Consider the following 19144-nt stretch of genomic DNA (forward strand, 5'->3'; position numbering starts at 1 on the left):
GAGCGGGTCCCGACCATCGACGCCCCCGAGCGGGTCCAGGCCACCGGCGCCCTCGCGGTCAGAGGCCGGTGGCGTCCTCTACGACTCTTGCCCAGTGTTCGAGCAGGCCCTGGGCCGTGTCGACGTCGTGGCCCTCGGCCCACAGGTGGGTCACGGCCTCGGCCGGGTCGGGCAGCACCAGTGCCCAGGCCCCGTCGTCGGTGACGACCCGCACCCCGTCGGTGGTGTCGATGCGGTGGTGCTGAGCGGCCTCGATGACCGAGCGCATCACCACCCCCTTGGCGGCCCACGGCGTCGGCACCGTACGGCGCAGCAGCTTGGCCTCCGGGATCCTGGCGTCGATCTGGCTGAGCGACAGGCGGGTCCTGGCGACCAGGCCGAGCAGGCGCAGGAACGCGGCCAGGCCGTCCACGGTGGGCCCGAACTCGGGCACGACGAAGCCGCCCCGCCCGTCCGCCGCGAAGATCATCTCCTGCTTCCGGACGGCTCCGGTGAGCGCGTCGACCGCGGTGGCGGTCCACTCGACCTGCACGCCGTGGAAACGACAGACCTGCTCGGCCACCCGGGTGGTGGTGACCGGCAGCGCCACCCGGCCGGCACACCTCTCGGCGGCCACCAGGTCCAGAACCACCAGCAGGGCGCGCTCCTCGCTGATCAGGTGGCCCAGCTCGTCCACCAGGGCGATCCGCTCCCCCACCGGGTCGAACCGCACCCCGAAGGCCGCCCGGGACGAGCTGACGAGCTCCGACAGCCGCTGCAGGTCGCGGCGGCGCTCGGCGAGGGTCTCGGTGGGCGAGGCCTCGTCCAGCCGGTTGTTGACGGTCAGCACCTCCACCCCGACCCGGCCGAGGAGACTCGGCAGCACCAGGGCGGAGGTGCCGCCCGCACAGTCCACGACGATCTTCATGTCGGCGTCGCGGACCCCCCGCATGTCCACGTGCCGCAGCAGTTCGTGGGTGTAGTCCTCGACCGCCCGGGGCGGGAAGCGCAGCTCGGCGATCTCGCCGGGGAAGGCCCGCCGGAACTCCTGGCGGGCGAAGACCCGGTCGAGCTTGCGCTGGGCCGCCTGCGACAGGTCGGCGCCGTGCTCGTCCATGAAGACGATGTCCACGCTCTGCGGGTCGCCGGGGGTGGTGCGCAGCGCGATGCCGCCGACCGCGTTCTCCCGGGCGGTGTGGAAGCGCGACACCGGCAGCGGGGTGGCCTCCAGGTCCAGCACGTTGATGGCGCTGGCGTTCAGCGCGCTGATCACCGCCCGCTTCAGCGCCCTCGCCGCGCGGGAGGAGTCGCGGGAGGTGACGACGGAGGCGCCCTTGCTGAGCGTGGTGGCGTAGGCGCTGGCCAGCCGTACGCACAGCTCGGGGGTGATCTCGACGTTGACCAGCCCGGAGACCCCGCGCGGGCCGAAGAGGTTGCGCTGGCCGCGCGGCTCCCAGATGACGCTGGTGTTGACCACCGCACCGGCCTCGATGGTCTTGAAGGGGTAGACCTTGACTCCGGAGGAGACGTAGGAGCCGGCCTCGATGATGCACTCGTCGCCGACGACGGCGCCCTCCTCGATCCGGACGCCGGTCATCAGGTCGGTGTTCTTGCCGACGACGCAGCCGCGCATGTGGACGCCGGGCCCGACGTAGACGTTGTCGCAGACCACCGCCCGGTGCAGGAAGGCGCCCTCGCGGACCACCGCGTTGCTGCCCAGCACGGTGTACTCGCGCAGCTCGGCCCCGGCCTCGACCTTGGCGTAGTCGCCGACGAACAGGGGGCCCTTGAGCACGGCGTCGGGGTCCACGGACGCCCCCTCGGCCACCCAGACGCCGGGCGAGACCTCGAAGGCGTCGATGTCGAGCTTGACCCGGCCCGACAGGGCGTCGGCCTGGGCCTTGAGGTAGCTCTCGTGGGTGCCGACGTCCTCCCAGTAGCCGTCGGCGACGTAGCCGTACAGCGGGGCGCCGCGGGCCAGCAGCCGCGGGAAGACGTCCGCCGACCAGTCGACCGGCACGCCGGAGGCGATCTCGTCGAGGATCTCCGGCTCCATCACGTAGACGCCGGTGTTGACGGTGTCGGAGAAGACCTGGCCCCAGGTGGGCTTCTCCAGGAAGCGCTCGACCCGGCCGTGCTCGTCGACGATGACGATGCCGAACTCCAGGGGGTTGGGCACCCGTTTGAGGCCGATGGTGACCATCGCACCGTTCTCGCGGTGGAAGCGCACCATGTCGGTCAGGTCGATGTCGGTGAGGGCGTCGCCGGAGATCACGAGGAACGGCTCGTCGCGGAGCTTGTCGGCGGCGTTCTTGACGCTGCCGGCGGTCCCGAGGGGCATCTCCTCGGTGGCGTAGTGCAGGCTCATGCCGAGCTCGTCGCCGTCGCCGAAGTAGTTGCGCACCAGGACGGCCAGGAACTGCACGGTGACGACGGTCTCGGTGAACCCGTGCCGCCGCAGCAGCCGCAGCACGTGTTCCATGATCGGCCGGTTGATCACAGGGAGCAGGGGCTTGGGCTGGTTGGCGGTCATCGGCCGGAGCCGTGTCCCCTCCCCGCCCGCCATCACGACGGCCTTCACGAATCACCTCTTAAGGCGTTTGGCTCCTTTGACGAGCTGCCGCACCTGTACCCAATACAGCACTCCGGACCACCAGTACAGGCCCGTGCCCCAGATGGCCAGCGACCAGCCGACGATCCGGGCCGGATCGGCGTACCAGGTGTCGTGGTGGGCCAGGAACAGCAGGGGGAAGGCGTAGAGCAGGTTGGCGGTGGCGGCCTTGCCGAGGAAGTGCACCGGCAGCGCCGGGCCGTACCCGAGGCGGCGCAGGATGGGCGGGATGCCCAGCATCATGACGTCGCGCAGCGGGATCGCCAGCGCCAGCCACCAGGGGATGATGCCGCGCATGGCCAGGCCGAGCAGGGTCGCCAGGATGTAGAGGCGGTCGGCCAGCGGGTCCAGCAGGCGGCCGAGCCTGCTGGTCTGGTTCCACGCCCGGGCGATCTTGCCGTCCAGCCAGTCGGAGAAGCCGGCCAGCATCAGCAGTCCGACGGCCCAGCCGTCGGCCTTGGGCCCCAGCACCAGCCACAGAAAGACCGGCACCCCCAGGAGCCTGGCCAGGCTGAGCGCGTTGGGGACCGTCCAGACGCGGTCCTCGGTATCCGATGCTTCCGGATTCACCGGTATGTCTCCCCTCCCGTACTTGATGCCGACCCTACCTGTGCGGGGCATGCGCGAACCGTATCCCCGTTGGGGATACGGTTCGCGGCCTGCCCCCCCGGCAGGGGGCGGGTCAGGAGCGGCGCACCGCCGCGCGGGACGACCAGGCCCAGATCAGCACGGCCACGGTCAGGCCGAACAGCGCCAGCCCGCTGGGCACGTGCGTGCCGAGCATCTCCCAGCTGAAGTGCTGGCCCAGGCCGATCAGCAGCAGGGCCAGGCTGGCGAGGACGGGCCAGCCGGCGCCCCGGCCGGGCCGCCAGACCAGCACGGCGGCGACGACCTGCAGCAGCGCGATCAGGTGCACCACCATCCCGGCCATGACGTGCGTCTCGGCCAGTTCCTCCCCGCCGCGTACGGCCTGGCCGGCGAACGAGGCCGCGACGATCAGGCCGGCCGCCTGGGCGGTGACCAGGACGCGCAGACCGTACAGCAGGCCGGCGGGGACGGGACGGCCGTCCGCCGTGGCCGGCCGGGCGATGACCTCCTGCATGAGGGATGTCCTTCCTCGGGTGAACGATTCAGGACACATCGTGACGGCGGAGGGGCCGCGGCGTCGTCACCCCCGGGGAGGATGCGCCGCTCCGCCCCTGGGCGGATGCCCGACCGGCCGGAAACCGGCGTCGACCAGCCCCATCCGGTGCGCGACCACCGCGGCCTGGGTGCGGTTGCGCACGCCCAGCTTGTCCATGGCGGTGGAGACGTGGCTCTTCACCGTGGTGACGCCCACGTGCAGCGCGTCGGCGATCTCGGCGTTGGACAGGCCCGTCCCGACCAGCGCCAGCACCTCCAGCTCCCGGTCGGTCAGGCCGGCCGGGACGTGCGCGGCGGCCTGTTCCTCGGCGGCCAGCGCCCGCTCCACGACGCGGCGCAGCACCGAGGGGGCGAGCAGCGGCTCGCCGGTGGCCGCCCGGCGCACCGCGTCGACCATCCGGCCGGGCTCGTCGTCCTTGACCAGGAAGCCGATCGCCCCGGCGCGCAGCGCGGCGTAGACGTTCTCGTCCTCGGCGAACGTGGTGAGGATCACGATCCGGGCCGCGGGCCAGGCCGCGAGGACGCGCCGGGTGGCCTCCAGGCCGTCCATCCGGGGCATGCGCAGGTCCATCAGCGTCACGTCGGGGCGCAGCCCCTCGGCCAGCCGTACGGCCTGCGCGCCGTCCACCGCCTCCCCGCAGACCTCCATGTCACCGGCCGCCTCCAGCAGCATCCGCACGCCGGCGCGCACGAGCGCCTGGTCGTCGGCGACGACCACCCTGATCACGTCGCCTCCTCCGGGACCGCCCTGTCCTCGTGGCACACCCTGTTCGTCCATCCGCTCCGTCCCGTCACGCCGGCCGGGTTCGCGGGGTCGGCGGGGAGCGTCACCGCCAGGCGCCATCCTCCCGCACCGTCGGGGCCGGCGGACATCCGGCCGCCCAGCGCCCTGGCCCGCTCGCGCATCCCCGCGACGCCCTGTCCCGCCCCGGGCAGGTCCTCACGGAGCCCCCGCGTCCCGGTCTCCGGGCTCTCCCGGGCCCGCGGTGCTCCCGGACGCGCGGAGGAGCGCGGGGGCGCGTCGTTGGCCACGTTCACCGCGAGCCCCTCGCCGGTCACGGCGAGCTCGACGGCGACGGCGGTGCCGGGGCCGGCGTGCTTGAGGACGTTGGTCAGCCCTTCCTGGACGATCCGGGCCGCCGAGGCCCGGCTCACCAGGGGCAGCCGCGTCACCTCGGGGTCAAGGCGCAGCTCGGCCCGCAGCCCGGCCGCGTTCATCCGCTCCACGGCCTCGCGCACGACGTCCTCGGGGTCGAGCAGCGGCGGGTGGACGAGGCCGGGGTCGCGCACCACGTTGAGCAGGCCGCGCAGGTCCTCCAGCACCTGGTGGCCGGTGGCGCGGATGTCGGCCAGCGCCTCGGCCACCGGGCCCGTCGGGGCGGCGTACCCGGCGGCTCCGGCCCGCAGCACCATGGCCCCGACGTGATGGGCCACGATGTCGTGGACGTCGCGGGCGATGCGCTCGCGCTCGGCCAGCAGGTCGGCCCGGGCCCGTTCGGCGGTGAGCAGCCTGGCCTCCTCGGCCATCGCCAGCCGCAGCTCGACGGTGGCCCGGCGGATGCCGAGGTAGCGGCCGATGGCGGCCGGCGCGGCCACCATCACCAGCAGCGCGGCCACCCGGGTCGGGGTGACCCGGGACAGCTCGTCGCCCACGATGTTCACCGCCGTGACGACGGAGGCGGTCACGTACGCGACGCCCGTCCACGACCAGGAGGTCCGCATCGCGAACACGCCCAGTGTGACGAGGAACAGGCTCTGGACGGGGCCGACGGCGAAGTCGGCGGCGCGGTCGGCCAGCAGCATCAGCAGCGCCTGCACGGCGAAGGCCGTACCGGGCAGGGTGCGCACCATCCCGGCGGTGAGACCGCAGCAGATGACGAACCAGCCGGCCCCCCACACCGGCAGCGGCCCGTCGTGCCATCTGGTCCAGGTGCCGAGCACCATGAAGGCCACCCCGCCGCCCGCGAGCAGCAGGTCGAGGCCGGGACGGCGCTCCACCCCGGTCATCGGCTCGATGGGGTGACGGAGGTAGCGGCCGATCGCCACGGGGAGGATGCCCGCCACGGCGGGGGCGGACCAGGCGGCGGCGGTGAGAACGACCCCGGGGTCGGCCACGTTGACCGCGGTGGCGACCCCCGTCAGGACCGCGGCGGCCGCGGCGCGGCGCCGGCCGCCGCGGTGGGCGGCCACGCCCGCCGCGACGGTCAGCAGGATCTGCGCGGTGTTGGCGGTGTAGGCGCCGAGCTGGTCGCACACGACGAGGAAGACCGCCAGGAAGGCGCAGACCGTCAGGGGGAACCGCCGGACGAACCCCATGGGCGCCCCGGCCAGCAGGGCGAACCCCCAGGTGATCAGTGCCGGGACGGTGCCGCCGAGGTAGGCGCCGCCGGAGACGAACCGGTCCAGGGCGACCGCGGCGACGGCCAGGCAGACGTCCACGGCCCAGCCGCGCCGTCCCGTGCCGGTCACCGGGCCGCCGGGCTTCGGGGCCGCAGACGGGTCACGGGATCTCATACGGCATGTCACGGAGTCGCATACATGCACGGTATAGGCTTTGACGAGGGAGAAGCCCTCCTCCGGAAGGGCGGTCGCCTCCTCCAAGTGGCCGCGGGATCCGGCCAGCCGTTGGGGTGGTTTCGGACCTCACACCGCCTATGGTGCACAGCATGAGCAGTGACGCCGCACTCTTTCTCAGGCAGTGGATGCGCTCCCCGGCGACCGTCGGGGCGGTGGCCCCCAGCTCCCGCCGGCTCGCCGAGGCGGTGACCGCGCCGATCCCCCGCCGGGGCGACCCGGTGGTGGTGGAGCTCGGTGCGGGCACGGGCGTGTTCACCGCGGAGATCCAGCGGCGGCTGGGCGGCCGGGGGCACCACCTGGCCGTGGAGATCAACCCCCGGATGGCCGGGCTCCTCGCCGACCGGCACCCCGAGGTGGACGTCGTCGCCGCCGACGCGGCGCGGCTGCCCTGCCTGCTGCGGGAGCGCGGGCTGGCCGGCGCCGACGTGGTGGTGAGCGGCCTGCCGTGGGCGGCGTTCCCCGACGGAGTCCAGGTGCGGCTGCTGGAGGCGGTCCGCTCGGCCGCGGGGCCCGACGCGGCCTTCACCACCTTCGCCTACGGCTTCGTCCGTCACCTGCCGCCCGCCCGGCGCTTCCGGCGGCTCCTGGCGGCCTCCTTCGAGGAGCTCGTGGCGGGCCGTACCGTGTGGGGCAACCTGCCGCCGGCCTTCGTCTACCACGCGCGCCGGCCGCGCCCCGCCGACGGGGCGGGCCGTCCCGGCTGAGCCCGTACGGCGGGGCAGAGGCTCCGGAAAGGGGCGGAGCGGCACGCCGGAGACGGACCCGGAGCCGGGGAGGCCCGGACGGGGACGGACGGCGGGCGCGGGCTCCGGGGAGACGGGCGGGCGCGGACGTCGGGCGCGTGGCACTGGATCGGGAACAGAACCTCGTTCTAAGATCGCGCGACCGGAATGGAGTTGATCGCCCGTGGACTTCACCCTTCCCGAGAGCGCACTCGCCGTCCGGCGCGGCGTCTCCGATGTCTGCGCCCGCTACGACCTCGATTACTGGCAGCGCTGCGAGGCCGAGAAACGCTGGCCGCAGGAGGTCTGGGACGACCTGGCCCGGGGCGGCTGGCTCGGCCTGGCCGTACCGGAGGAGTACGGCGGGGGCGGCCAGGGCCTGCTGGAGCTGGCCGTGGCCACCGAGGCCCTGTCGGCGTCCGGCGCGGCCGGCGGCTCGGCGTTCACCTACGTCCTCACCCCCGGGTTCGGCGCCCTCACCCTGGCCCGGCACGGCAGCCCCCGGCAGCGCGAGGAGCTGCTGCCGAAACTGGCCACCGGCGAGGTGGAGACCTGCTTCGCCCTCACCGAGCCCGACGCCGGATCCGACTCCCTGGGCATCTCCACCTCCGCCCGGCGCGACGGCGACGGGTTCGTGGTCGACGGCCGGAAGATCTGGATCACCGGCGTGCAGCGCGCGACCTGGATGCTGCTGGTCACCCGGACCGTCCCGGCCGCCGAGGCGGAGCCGCGCAGCCACGGCCTGACGGTCCTGCTGGTGAACGTGCCCGAGGCGGTCGCCGCCGGATCGCTGTCCTACCGGCCGATCCCGAAGATGGGCGCCAACACCACCCCCTCCAACACGGTCTTCCTCGACGGCCTGCGGGTGCCGGCGGAGAACGTGGTGGGCGAGGTGGACCAGGGGTCGCGGGTGCTGTGGGACGTCCTCAACCCCGAGCGGATCCTGCTCGCCGCCGGCGGGCTGGGCGCCGCCGAGGTCGCCCTGTCGGTGGCCGTGCGCTACGCCGGGGAGCGGGAGGTCTTCGGCCGGCCGATCGGCGCCAACCAGGCCGTCGCCTTCCCCCTGGCCGAGGTCAGGGCGGAGATCGAGCTGGCCAGGCTGATGGTCCACAAGGCCGCGTGGCTGTTCGACGCCGGGCTGCCGTGCGGGACCGAGGCCGGCATCGCCAAGCTGGCCGCCTCGCGGGCCGCGTGGAATGCCGCCGACCGGGCGTTCCAGACGCTGGGCGGCATGGCCTACTCGCTGGAGTACCCGGTGGCGCGGCTGCTGGCCGACGCCCGCGTCGGCAAGGTCGCCCCGGTCGCCGAGGAGATGCTGCTCAACCATCTGGCCACGCGGGTGCTGGGGCTGCCCAGGAGCTTCTGACCCGGTTGCGGGGCCGCCGCCGGGGGCAGACTCCCCTCGGACCCGGCGGCCGGCGCCGGGCCCCGACGACGGCGGAGAGCGCCGGACCGGACGACGAGGGGAAGCAGCCGATGCCCGCCTACGCCAGCACCGTGATCGACGCCTCCGCGGACGAGGTGTGGAGCTACCTGAGGGACTTCGGGAACCTCGCCGAGTGGCTGCCCGGGATCTCCTCCTGCGTGTTCGAGGAGGGCGAGGGCGGTCCGGGCACGGTGCGCCGGATCGAGGGTGCGGGCGGGCTCTTCCGGGAGCGGCTGCTCACCCTCGACGACGACTCCCGCTCGGCGGCCTACGAGATCCTGGAGAGCCCGCTGCCGGTCCGGGAGTACCGGGCGGTCTACCGGGTCAGCCCCGTCACCGACACCGGCCGGGCGTTCGTGGAGTGGTCGGCGGTCTTCGAGACGGACGCCGGGGCGGACGAGGCCAAGGTGACCCGGACCGTGGCCCGGTACATCTTCGCGCCCGGTCTGGCGGCCCTGGGCGAGCGGCACGCCGGGAGTCTTCCCTCGGCGGACGCCGAACCTGTCGGCTGACCCCGGCGGGGCGGCCCTCGGCGGCCCGCGGGACGGCTCTCCGGGCCCGCCGGGCTCTCCTTTGAGGGATCTCTTCCCGGGGTGCCCGTGCGGGCCCTCAGGTGAACCTCGGCGGGCGACGCTCCCGTACGGCCCGCACCCCCTCGGCCACGTCCGGACCGGTGAAGCCGAGGAACTCCATGGCCAGGGAGGCGTCGAAGGAGGGACCGGCCAGGCGCAGCCAGTTGTTGAGCGCGTACTTGGTCAGCCGGATCGCCTCGGCCGAGCCCGCGGCCAGCCGTACGGCGACCTCCAGTGCCCGCTCGTGCACCTGGTCGTCGTCCACGCACAGGCTGACCAGGCCCATCGCCTCGGCCTGCTCCCCGGTGACCGGCTCGCACAGCAGCAGGTGGTACTTGGCCTTGGCCAGCCCGCACAGCAGCGGCCAGACGATGGCGGCGTGGTCGCCGGCGGCCACGCCGAGGCGGGTGTGGCCGTCGATGACGCGCGCCGTACGGCCCGCCACGGAGACGTCGGCCAGCAGCGCGACCGCCAGGCCCGCGCCCACGGCCGGGCCCTGGACGGCCGAGACGACCGGCTTGGAACAGTTGATCACGTTGTAGACGATGTCGCGGGCCTCGGTGAAGACCCGCATGCGCGTGGCGTGGTCGCGGGTCATCTCCTCGATCATCGCCAGGTCGCCGCCGGCCGAGAACGCCTCGCCCTCGCCCCGGACGAGCACCGCGCGCACGGCGTCGTCGCGGTCGGCGTCGAGCCAGACGCCGGCCAGCTCGCGGTGGCCGGCGGTGTCCACGGCGTTGAGCCTGCGCGGCTCGCTGATCGTCACCCGGAGCACCCCGTCGGCGGCCCAGTCGATCCTCAGCTTCTCGTAGCCCTCGTACCCCTTCATCGCCGGGCCTCCTCGGGCCGCGTGGCGGCGGCGTCCGGCAGGTCCCTCGCCCCGGGACGGGCTCGGGTTCCGGTCTCGGCCCCGCCTCCGGTTCCGGGCCGGGTTCCGGTCCCGAACCGCGCGGCGGCCTCGACCAGCGCCGCGACGAGCCGGTCGCCGTCGTCGCGCTCGGGGTGCCACTGGACCCCGACGCCGAAGGGGTGGTCCCGCAGCTCGACACCCTCGACGATCTGGTCGTCGGCCCAGGCCACGGGGGTCAGGCCGGCGCCGATCCGCCGGATCGCCTGCCGGTGCGGCGCGGTCGTCTCGACGCGGTCGCCCACCGCCTCGCCCAGCCTGCTCGACGCGCTGACCTGGACGACGTGCCCGCCCCCTGTGTGGAGCTCGTGGCTGTCGACCGCGTCGGGGAGCCACGGGATCAGACTGCCGCCCTGGGCGACGTTCAGCACGTGCATGCCCCGGGCGACGCCCAGCAGCGGCAGGCCGGCCTGGACGGCGGCGCGGGCCAGGGCCAGCTCGAAGCGGTCGCGGTGGTGCTGGGGCTCGCCGAGCCGCTTGTCGCGGGCCGCGCCGTACAGGGTGGGGTCGATCTCGCCGCCGCCGGTGAGGAGCACCCCGGAGAGGTGGCGCGCGTGCTCGGCGGCCATGGCCGGGGCGAGCGGCGGGAGCAGCACCGGGACGCCGCCCGCCCGCTCCACAGCCCGGGTGTAGGCGGCCGGGGACAGGACGGCCTCGCGGACCCAGTCGCCCCAGCGGGCGGCCTCGAGGTAGGAGGTGATGCCGATCAGAGGTCGGGGCATGGGCTCTCCAGTGGCCGTGCGGGAGGCGGCGCCCTGTTCCCGGACGGCGCCTGTCCCGTCTTTCGGCAACATCCCTATCATGCTGCGCGCCATTTCGGTTATGTCACACATATCAGATCTCAACGGGGCCGCACGGGAAACCCCGCCCCCGGCGGAGCGCTCCCCGGGGGAATGGAGCGCTCCACCCGCCGGCCGCGTCCGGGGACGATGGAACGATCCATCTTCTGGAGATTCCCCGAAACCGGCTCACGAACCGGCCGGGCGAGCGGACGCACTATCAAATACGAAATATCACGAATATCCCTCATTTTAAGTGCGTCCGATTGCAGAGAGGTTGTGACCCGAGACGACCTCTCAATTACGGAAGACCAGATTTCACACCATATTCCGGAGAAACGGTTGTGACGCCTATCGGAAACTGCAAGACTTCAATTTGAGCGAGCCGGCGGGCCGGGGCCACCGGGCGCTCGTCACCCGGAGCCGTCATGGAGGTGGTCTGCGTGATCGGACTTTGATCCGGTCGGTGGGGTGAGGGTCGATCACATGTCGTTGAATCCGCGTCTCGTCAAGGAAAGCTTCGCCGTCATCGAGCCCGTCGCGGACCGGGCGGCGGCATACTTCTACGGGCGGCTGTTCGCCGCCAATCCGCATCTGCGGGGAATGTTCCCCCCGGCGATGGACGTCCAGCGCGACCGCCTGTTCGGCGCGCTGACCCGCATCGCCTGGAGCGTCGACAGCCCCGACGGCATGGCGCCGTTCCTCGCCCGCCTGGGCCGCGACCACCGCAAGTACGGCGTGCTCACCGAGCACTACGCCGCGGTCCGCGACGCGCTGCTGGCCACCGTGCGGCACTTCGCCGCCGAGGTCTGGACCCCCGAGGTCGGGCGGGCGTGGGAGGCCGCGTACGACCTCGCCGCGAGCGTCATGACCGGGGCCGCCGAGGCCGACGCGGGCGTCTCCCCCGCCTGGTGGCCGGCCGAGGTCACCGGCCACGAACTGCGCACCCCGGACATCGCCGTCCTCACCCTGAGGCCCGCCCAGCCCCTGCCGTACCTGCCGGGGCAGCACGTCAGCGTGCAGACCCCCCGCTGGCCGCGCGTGTGGCGGCCGTTCTCCATCGCCAACGCCCCGCGGCCGGACGGCGCCATCCGGCTGCACGTCCGCGCGGTGCGGGGCGGCTGGGTCTCCGGCGCGCTGGTCCGGCACACCCGTGTCGGCGACACCCTCATGCTCGGCCCCGCGTCCGGTTCGATGGCCCCGCCGGACTCCGGCCGCGACATCCTGTGCGTCGCGGGAGGCACCGGGCTCGCCCCGCTGAAGGCGATCGCCGAGCACGTCATCGCCTCCGGGCGGCGGCCCGGCATCCATCTCCTGTACGGCGCGCGCCACTCGGCGGAGCTGTACGACCTGCCCGACCTGGTGCGGATGGAGTCGGAGTTCCCATGGCTGCGGGTGCTGCCGGTCGTCTCCGACGAGCCGGGCTACGACGGGGTCCGGGGCACCGTGACCGAGGTGCTGGACCGCTTCCCCTCCTGGGCCGGCCACGAGGTCTACGTCTGCGGCCCGCCCGCCATGGTCGGCGACGCGGTCCGCAGGCTGCGACGCGGGGGTGTCCCCCTGACCGACATCCGTTGGGACGTCGTCCGGTCCGAAGCCGTCTCCTCCGCCCAGGCCGTCTCCCCCGTTCAGGCCGTCTCCCCCGCCTGAGCCGTCTCCGCCGGCCGGGCCGTCCCTCCCGTCCGGGCGTGATCCCCCGCGAGGACTTCGTCCGCCCCGATCCCATCCGTCCGGGCCTCCTCCTCCGTACGCGCCTCCTCCTCCGTACGGATCTCCTCCTCCGTACGGGTCTCCTCCTCCGTACGGGCGGCCGCCTCGGCCGCGGCGACCGAGGCGGTCGTGACGGAGCGGGAGACCGCGGCGACGGAGACGACGCACAGCGCCGCCGCGGCGCAGAACACCGCGGGCAGTCCCGCCCGGTCGGCGAGGAACCCGCCCGCCGCGGCGCCCAGCGGCGTGGCCCCCATTCCGATCAGGCGGGCGGTGGCGTTGACCCGGCCGAGCATCGCCTCGGGGACGATCCGCTGCCGCAGTGAGACGATGACGACGTTGACGACGGCGCTCGTCACGCCGAGCAGCACCGCGGTGACGGCTATACCGGGCACGGTGGGCACCAGGACCGGCATGAACAGCAGGATCCCGCCGACCAGGTCGGCGGCCAGCAGGGTCCTGACCTGACCGGCCCGGCGCGTCAGCCGGTCGGCCAGCAGGGAGCCCGCCACCGCGCCCGCCGCCAGCGCCGCGGTGAGCACGCCGTACCCGGCGGAGGTCAGCCCCACCCGGGACTCCTCGCCGACCACCCACAGCACGAACACCGCGAAGTAGGCGGTGTTGGCGAAGTTGAGCACACCCGAGAAAAGAGCCAGGCTCCGCAGCACCCGGTGGCCCCACAGGTAGCGGAGGCCCTCGGCGATGTCGGCGCGCAGCGGCCGGGTGGAGGGGGTCTCGACGCGGAACCGCCCGCGCATGCCGAGCAGTGTCAGGGCCGCCGCCGCGTACAGCAGCGCGGGCGTCCCGAGCGTGACCGCCGCACCGATCCCGGCCAGGATCCCGGCGACCGGGGCGCCGAGGAAGTTGTTGCCGACGGTCTGCACGGCGATGAGCCGGCCGTTGGCCTCGCCCAGCCGTTCGCGCGGCACGGCCATCGGCAGCACCGACTGCGCGGAGGTGTCGGCGAGGACCTCCGCGACGCCGGCCAGCAGCGCCCCGGCCAGCAGCACCGGCAGGCTCAGCAGTTCCAGCCAGGCGGCCAGCGCCGCCCCGGCCAGCGCGGCGGCCCGCAGCGCGTTGGCGGCGACCATGATCCGGCGGCGGTCGTGCCGGTCGGCCAGGGCGCCCGCGTGCAGCGCGAGCAGCAGCCACGGCAGTGTGGCCGCCGCGCTGACCAGGGAGACGAGGACCGGCGAGCGGGTCAGGGTCACCGCGATCAGCGAGACGCCGACGACGGTGATCCCGTCGGCGACGTTCGACAGGCCGGAGGCGGTCATCAGCCAGTGGAAGGGTCGTCCGGCCATGCGCGCTCCCGGTATCGTGGAAAGAGAAGTTTGCAAACGATTCTTTGCAAAGATATGGCTGCACATGACGGATGACAAGACCCGTTCCATCGACGCCGCCGCGCTCAAAGGGCTGGCGCATCCCTCCCGGCTGCGCCTGCTGGAGCTGCTGGAGCAACACGGCGAGGCGACCGCGACCCAGCTCGCCGCCCTGACCGGGGAGAACACCGGCGCGACGAGTTACCACCTGCGGCAGCTCGAAAAGTACGGCTTCATCGAGGACGTCCCGGGACGCGGCCGGGGCAAGGAACGCTGGTGGCGCGCGGGCAGCTTCTCCATGGACGGCGACCGCTTCCGGCGCGACCCCGACACGGCCCAGGCCGCCGAGATGGTGCTCGCCCAGGTGGTCCGCCAGCGCGAGGCCGATCTCACCCGCTGGCTGGAGGAGTCGCGGACCACCCCCCGGCCGTGGACCGAGGCCTCCGTCGCCTCCAGCGGGAGGATGCGCCTCACCCTGCAGGAGCTGGCCGACCTCGTCGGCGAGGTCTCCGCCGTCCTGGACGCCTACCGGAGGCGGGCCCGGGATCGTCCCGCCGACACCCCGGACACCGCCTATGTCGCCGTCAACTTCGACGCCTTCCCCTTCGGCGTCAGCGAGCCGGACGCCGGCGAGGCGGACCGCCCGGAGTGAGCTCCCGGCCTCCCGGGGCCGGGTCCGTCCTTCGACCCTCGCACCTCGCCCGGGGCGATCCACCCGGGACGCCCGGGACCGGGAAGGCTCCGGCCTCCGGGTGGACGGGGCCCCCGTCGGCGGCCGGGGGCGAGAGAAGGCGAACGGCGCGCCTCCCCCGGGAGACGCGCCGAAGGCGACGGGCCGGCCGAGGGGGCACACCGCTCAGCGGGCCGCGCACCGGAGGACGCCGGTCAGGGGGCGACGCGGCCGTTGGCCACGAACGCGGCGTGCGTGAGGGGCATCAGGGACGCCCAGGCGGCCTCCATCTTCTCGGCCACCATCTCGATCTCCCGCTGCGGGAACGAGGGCACCCTGGCCTGCTCGCTCTTGGTGCGCAGCGACAGGAAGTGCATCAGGGACCGGGCGTTGCAGGTGGCGTACATCGAGGAGAACAGGCCCACCGGCAGCACGGCCCGCGCCACCTCGCGGGCGACACCGGCCTCCAGCATCTCCTGGTAGGCGGCGTAGGACTGCCGGTAGGAGGCCTCCATCGCCTCGGTCACCAGCTTGTGCTGCTCGTCGGTCCCCTCGACGAACACGTACTTGCCCGGACGGCCCTCCTGAACGAGCCGGCGATCCCTGCCCGGAACGTAGAAATCGGGCAAAAGCTCCCTATATCTCCCACTTTCCTCGTTGTAGGACCATCCCACCCTGTGGCGGTGGAACTCGCGGAAGACGAAGATGGGCGCCCGGACGAAGAAGGTCATGGAGTTGTGCTCGAACGGGCTCCCGTGCCGGTCGCGCATCAGGTAGTTGATCAGCCCCCTGGACCGCTCCGGGTCCTTGCTGATCTCCTCCAGGGACTGCTCCCCCGCGGTCGACACCCGCGCGGCCCAGAGCACGTCGGTGTCCGAGGCGCTGTGCTTGACCAACTCGACGGTGACGTCGTCGAGGAAACGCGGCTGACTGTCGTCCATGGGCGGTAGACCTTCCGGTGGCGGTTGGCGGGCACAGGCAAGCCTAGCGCCGCCTCCCCAGGAGCCCCCGCCGCCCGCGCTGGGCGCCCCCGGTGTCCGGCCCGGGGGTCTCCGGCCCGGGGGTCTCCGGCTTAGGGGTCTCCGGCTTAGGGGTCTCCGGCTCGGGGGGCGCGGGGAGCGGATCGCTGAGCTGCTCGCGCAGGTAGTTCCACACCACGGCGATCAGGGCGGTGACCGGTACGGCCAGCAGGCTGCCCACGATGCCCGCCAGGCTGCCGCCCAGCGTCACCGCCAGCAGGATCACCGCCGCGTGCAGGCCCAGGCCACGGCTCTGCACCATGGGCTGGAAGACGTTCCCCTCGAGCTGCTGCACGGCGACGATGATGGCGAGCACGATCAGCGCGTCCGTCAGGCCGTTGGACACCAGCGCGATGAGGACCGCGACGAAACCGGCGAACAGGGCTCCGACGATGGGGACGAAAGCCGCGACGAAGGTCAGGACGGCCAGGGGAAGGACCAGCGGCACGCCCACGATCCACAGGCCGATACCGATGAAGACGGCGTCGAGCAGGCCGACGAACGCCTGGGAGAGGACGAACGAGCCGAGGGTGTCCCAGCCGCGCGTCGCCACGGCCGGCACGTCCGTGGCGAGACGGCCGGGGAGCTGGCGGGTCAGCCACGGCAGGAAGCGCGGGCCGTCCTTGAGGAAGAAGAACATCAGGAAGAGCGCAAGAACGGTGGTGACCAGGCCGTTCAGCACGGTGCCCACTCCGCTGAGAGTGGCGGTGACGATGCTGCCGACGCTGGACTGGACGCGGGTGACCGCGGTGTTGAACACGTCGCTGACCTGGCTGTCGCCGAAGTTCAGCGGTGGCCCGGAGGCCCAGTCGCGCAGGCGCTGGATGCCGTCGCCCACGCCGGTGACCAGCTCGCCGGACTGGGAGGCCACCGGGACGACGATGAGCACCACGGTGCCTGCGGCGACCAGGAGGAAGAGCAGGGTCACGACCGAGGCGGCCAGGGTGGGGTGCCAGCCGCGCCGGCGCAGGAAGCGGGTCACGGGCCAGGTCAGGGTGGTCAGGAGCAGCGCGATGACGAGCGGCCAGACGATGGACCACATCTGGCCCAGGATCCACAGGGCCACCGCGGTCATCAGCACGACGAGCAGCGTCTCCAGGGAGATGCGTGCCGACGTGCGCAGCGCGGTGCGGGTCTTCTCGGCGTTCAGCGGGGCGGCCACGAGAACACCCTAGACATATCCGGCCGGGCCCGCGTCGGCGGGGGAACCCGGCGCGGACCCGGGCCGACGCGGGTGAGGCGCCGTCACGCGGCACAAGCCGGATCCCCGGCCTTCACGACTCCGTCGCCCGATCCGGCGTGACCTCCGGGGAATCGGGCGACGGAGTCCTTCAGCGTGAACTACGCGGGGGTGCGGCAGAGCCGGAGGACATTGGCGATGATCTTCGCTCCGGCGCCGCCCTCGGCGGTGAGGATCGACTCGGGGTGGAACTGCACGGCGAAGCGCCGCCGCTCGGGGTCCTCGATCGCCATCACCGCGCCGTCGGGGGTGAAGGCGGTGGCGGTGAAGCCCACCAGGCCGGACCGCTTGGCGTGCAGCGAATGGTAGCGGGCGGCGACGAACTCCTCGGGCAGGCCGTCGAGGAGGGCGCTCTCGCCGGTCCTGCTGACCTGGCCGCGCTTGCCGTGCTCGGGGTCGGCCAGCAGTTCCAGCGTGCCGCCGGCCTGCTCGACCATGCCCTGCAGGCCGAGGCAGACGCCGAACACCGGCAGGTCGCGCTCGTAGAGGGCGTCGATGAGCGACGACAGGCCGAAGTCGACGGGCCAGCCGGGGCCGGGCGAGAGCACCACGAGGGACGGGCCGATCTCGTCGATCATGGCGACGGGGAAACCGTGGCGCAGCGTGACGACCTCGGCGCCCTGCTGCCGGAAGTAGTCGGCGAGGGTGTTGACGAAGGAGTCCTCGTGGTCCACGAGCAGCACCTTCATGCCCTCTCCCGTCCTGGGGGCCCGCGGGGCCGGCGCCTGCTCGTGCTCCTCGCCGACCGCGGTCAAGGCTTCGAGCAGCGCGCTGGCCTTGAGCTCGGTCTCGCGCTCCTCGGCCTCGGGGTCGGAGTCGAACAGCAGGGTGGCGCCCGCCCGGACGGTGGCGACGCCGCCGCGGATCTGCGCGGTGCGCAGGGTCAGGCCGGTGTTCATCGAGCCGTCGAAGCCGATGTAGCCGACGGCTCCGCCGTACCAGCGCCGGGTGGTCGCCTCGTGGTCCTCGATGAACTGCATCGCCCAGGTCTTGGGGGCGCCGGTGACGGTGACGGCCCACATGTGGGTGAGGAAGGCGTCCAGGGCGTCGAACCCCGGGCGCAGGCGGCCCTCGATGTGGTCGACGGTGTGGATCACGCGGGAGTACATCTCGATCTGGCGCCGGCCGATGACCTGGACGCTGCCCGGCACGCAGACGCGGGACTTGTCGTTGCGGTCGACGTCGGTGCACATGGTCAGCTCCGACTCCTCCTTGACGCTGCTCAGGAGGGTGCGGATGGCCTCGGCGTCCTCGATGGGGTCGCCGCCGCGGGCGATGGTGCCGGAGATGGGGCACGTCTCGACGCGGTCGCCGCTGACGCGGACGTACATCTCCGGGGAGGCGCCGACCAGGTGCTCGCCGTCGCCGAGGTTGAACAGGAACTCGTACGGCGCCGGGTTGCGCCTGCGCAGGGTGCGGTAGAAGCCGGCCGGGTCGGTGCACACGCCGTGGAAGACCTGGCCGGGGACGACCTCGAACAGGTCGCCGCGGACGAACTTCTCCTTGGCGGCGGCGACGACCTCGGCGTAGGCGCCCCTGACGGGGGCGGCGGGGACCTCGGAGGGGGCGGGGGGCAGCGGGACGCTCTCCCCCTCGCGGGGCAGGCCGCGGGTGGAGACGCCGTCCACGGTGAACTCGTAGAGGTACTCCCTGCTGGTCTCCCTCTTGCGGTCGACCACCATGATCCGGTCGGGCAGGTGCAGCACGAGGTCGCGCTGGTCGTCGGCCCGGGTGAGGACCTGCCGGATCGGCTCGAACTGGAAGGCCAGGTCGTAGCCGAAGGAGCCGTACAGGCCCAGGTGCTCGTCGTCGCCCTGGAAGGCGGCGATGATCTCGCGGATCGCGGTGAAGACGGTGGGGCGGCGGCTGCGCATCTCCTCGGGGAGGATGTCCTCGGACTCGGCGACGTGGACCTCGACGTGGTCGGCGGTCGGCTCACCGGTGGGCTTGCCGGCGGCGAGCATGCACGAGGCGACCGCGGGGAGCACGACCCGGCCGCGGCCGTTCAGGGCGCGGGCGGAGATCCTGCGCCCGCGGGCGACGATCTCCAGGCAGGGGTCCGCGTAGGCCAGGTGCCACCGGCTGTAGCGGCCGGGATACTCCATGCCCGAGGAGAGCACGCCGCCGCGGCGCTCGCCGAGGGCGGTGACGACGTCCTCCAGCATGGTCTCCGGCACGTCGGACGTCGTGACCTCGACGCCGATGCCACCGGCAGTGGTATATCCGCTGGTCTCCACTTGCAGCCTCGTCCCTTTTGGTCGCTCGATGCCCGGAAGGAGGCGGAAACAGAAAAGGCCGCCTTCCCGGGCGGCCGTCTGTCCACTTCGCGAATGCGAAACACGCGCCGCCTAGCAGCGGCGCCACCACTGGAGGGTGTCGAGGTCTCGCATGCCGAAAGAATACCGGCGGGAACCGTGATCATGCAACGTGCCGCGGGCCGGGCCCGGTCCGCGCGACGGGCGGGCCG

General features: G+C 73.2%; 16 protein-coding genes. 5 read left to right on the forward strand and 11 right to left on the reverse strand.

Annotated elements, in window-relative coordinates; translation table 11 throughout:
* Nucleotides 1–58: 58 nt before the first annotated feature.
* The 5 genes from ACZ6W9_RS11425 to ACZ6W9_RS11445 form a co-directional block, all read right to left on the reverse strand.
* Complete coding sequence (locus ACZ6W9_RS11425) at nucleotides 59–2560, reverse strand: mannose-1-phosphate guanyltransferase (RefSeq protein WP_362946391.1); 2502 nt, start codon at nucleotides 2558–2560, stop codon at nucleotides 59–61.
* 3 nt (nucleotides 2561–2563) lie between these two features.
* Nucleotides 2564–3160, reverse strand: coding sequence for a CDP-alcohol phosphatidyltransferase family protein (locus ACZ6W9_RS11430; RefSeq protein ID WP_362946388.1), 597 nt, complete (start codon nucleotides 3158–3160; stop codon nucleotides 2564–2566).
* Nucleotides 3161–3272: 112 nt separating this feature from the next.
* Entirely contained in the window at nucleotides 3273–3692 is a 420-nt protein-coding gene (locus tag ACZ6W9_RS11435; protein WP_389967660.1) for a hypothetical protein, read from the reverse strand.
* 66 nt (nucleotides 3693–3758) lie between these two features.
* A complete protein-coding gene (locus ACZ6W9_RS11440; protein WP_362946383.1) occupies nucleotides 3759–4460 on the reverse strand; it encodes a response regulator transcription factor in 702 nt (233 codons plus the stop codon).
* The gene (locus ACZ6W9_RS11445) at nucleotides 4457–6202 is read right to left on the reverse strand and encodes a sensor histidine kinase (protein WP_389967658.1); all 1746 of its coding nucleotides are present in this window, start codon (nucleotides 6200–6202) and stop codon (nucleotides 4457–4459) included. The genes ACZ6W9_RS11440 and ACZ6W9_RS11445 overlap by 4 nt, the downstream gene beginning before the upstream one ends.
* A gap of 197 nt (nucleotides 6203–6399) precedes the next feature.
* On the opposite strand from ACZ6W9_RS11445, the gene ACZ6W9_RS11450 reads away from it, so the two are divergent.
* The 3 genes from ACZ6W9_RS11450 to ACZ6W9_RS11460 all read left to right on the forward strand — a co-directional run bounded on the left by ACZ6W9_RS11450 (nucleotide 6400) and on the right by ACZ6W9_RS11460 (nucleotide 8970).
* Nucleotides 6400–7014 (forward strand): class I SAM-dependent methyltransferase, encoded by a 615-nt coding sequence (locus ACZ6W9_RS11450; protein ID WP_389967656.1) that lies wholly within the window; start codon nucleotides 6400–6402, stop codon nucleotides 7012–7014.
* Between the two features lie 202 nt (nucleotides 7015–7216).
* Nucleotides 7217–8398, forward strand: coding sequence for an acyl-CoA dehydrogenase family protein (locus ACZ6W9_RS11455; RefSeq protein ID WP_389967654.1), 1182 nt, complete (start codon nucleotides 7217–7219; stop codon nucleotides 8396–8398).
* A 110-nt stretch (nucleotides 8399–8508) separates the two neighbouring features.
* Nucleotides 8509–8970 (forward strand): SRPBCC family protein, encoded by a 462-nt coding sequence (locus ACZ6W9_RS11460; protein ID WP_389967652.1) that lies wholly within the window; start codon nucleotides 8509–8511, stop codon nucleotides 8968–8970.
* Between the two features lie 97 nt (nucleotides 8971–9067).
* Here ACZ6W9_RS11460 and ACZ6W9_RS11465 read toward each other — a convergent pair whose 3' ends face one another.
* Entirely contained in the window at nucleotides 9068–9859 is a 792-nt protein-coding gene (locus tag ACZ6W9_RS11465; RefSeq protein WP_389967650.1) for an enoyl-CoA hydratase/isomerase family protein, read from the reverse strand.
* Nucleotides 9856–10659 (reverse strand): gamma-glutamyl-gamma-aminobutyrate hydrolase family protein, encoded by an 804-nt coding sequence (locus ACZ6W9_RS11470; RefSeq protein WP_470117518.1) that lies wholly within the window; start codon nucleotides 10657–10659, stop codon nucleotides 9856–9858. Before ACZ6W9_RS11470 ends, ACZ6W9_RS11465 begins: the two co-directional genes overlap by 4 nt.
* Before the next feature lie 543 nt (nucleotides 10660–11202).
* Here ACZ6W9_RS11470 and ACZ6W9_RS11475 point away from each other — a divergent pair.
* Nucleotides 11203–12366 carry a globin domain-containing protein gene (locus tag ACZ6W9_RS11475; RefSeq protein ID WP_470117520.1) on the forward strand — a complete coding sequence of 388 codons (1164 nt, stop codon included), beginning with the start codon at nucleotides 11203–11205 and terminating at the stop codon, nucleotides 12364–12366.
* Here ACZ6W9_RS11475 and ACZ6W9_RS11480 read toward each other — a convergent pair.
* The gene (locus tag ACZ6W9_RS11480; protein ID WP_470117522.1) at nucleotides 12345–13730 is read right to left on the reverse strand and encodes an MFS transporter; all 1386 of its coding nucleotides are present in this window, start codon (nucleotides 13728–13730) and stop codon (nucleotides 12345–12347) included. The two genes, ACZ6W9_RS11475 and ACZ6W9_RS11480, sit on opposite strands and share 22 nt — an antisense overlap.
* 64 nt (nucleotides 13731–13794) lie before the next feature.
* On the opposite strand from ACZ6W9_RS11480, the gene ACZ6W9_RS11485 reads away from it, so the two are divergent.
* Nucleotides 13795–14400, forward strand: coding sequence for a helix-turn-helix domain-containing protein (locus tag ACZ6W9_RS11485; protein WP_389967642.1), 606 nt, complete (start codon nucleotides 13795–13797; stop codon nucleotides 14398–14400).
* A gap of 233 nt (nucleotides 14401–14633) precedes the next feature.
* Here ACZ6W9_RS11485 and thyX read toward each other — a convergent pair whose 3' ends face one another.
* From thyX to ACZ6W9_RS11500, 3 genes are all read right to left on the reverse strand, one after another.
* Entirely contained in the window at nucleotides 14634–15359 is a 726-nt protein-coding gene (gene thyX / locus ACZ6W9_RS11490) for an FAD-dependent thymidylate synthase (RefSeq protein ID WP_389967640.1), read from the reverse strand.
* A 43-nt stretch (nucleotides 15360–15402) separates the two neighbouring features.
* Nucleotides 15403–16599 carry an AI-2E family transporter gene (locus tag ACZ6W9_RS11495; protein ID WP_470117525.1) on the reverse strand — a complete coding sequence of 399 codons (1197 nt, stop codon included), beginning with the start codon at nucleotides 16597–16599 and terminating at the stop codon, nucleotides 15403–15405.
* Nucleotides 16600–16778: 179 nt separating this feature from the next.
* The gene (locus ACZ6W9_RS11500) at nucleotides 16779–18914 is read right to left on the reverse strand and encodes an anthranilate synthase component I (protein ID WP_389967636.1); all 2136 of its coding nucleotides are present in this window, start codon (nucleotides 18912–18914) and stop codon (nucleotides 16779–16781) included.
* Between the last annotated feature and the right edge of the window lie 230 nt (nucleotides 18915–19144).

It is taken from the genome of Streptosporangium sp. NPDC053982, from assembly GCF_055585205.1.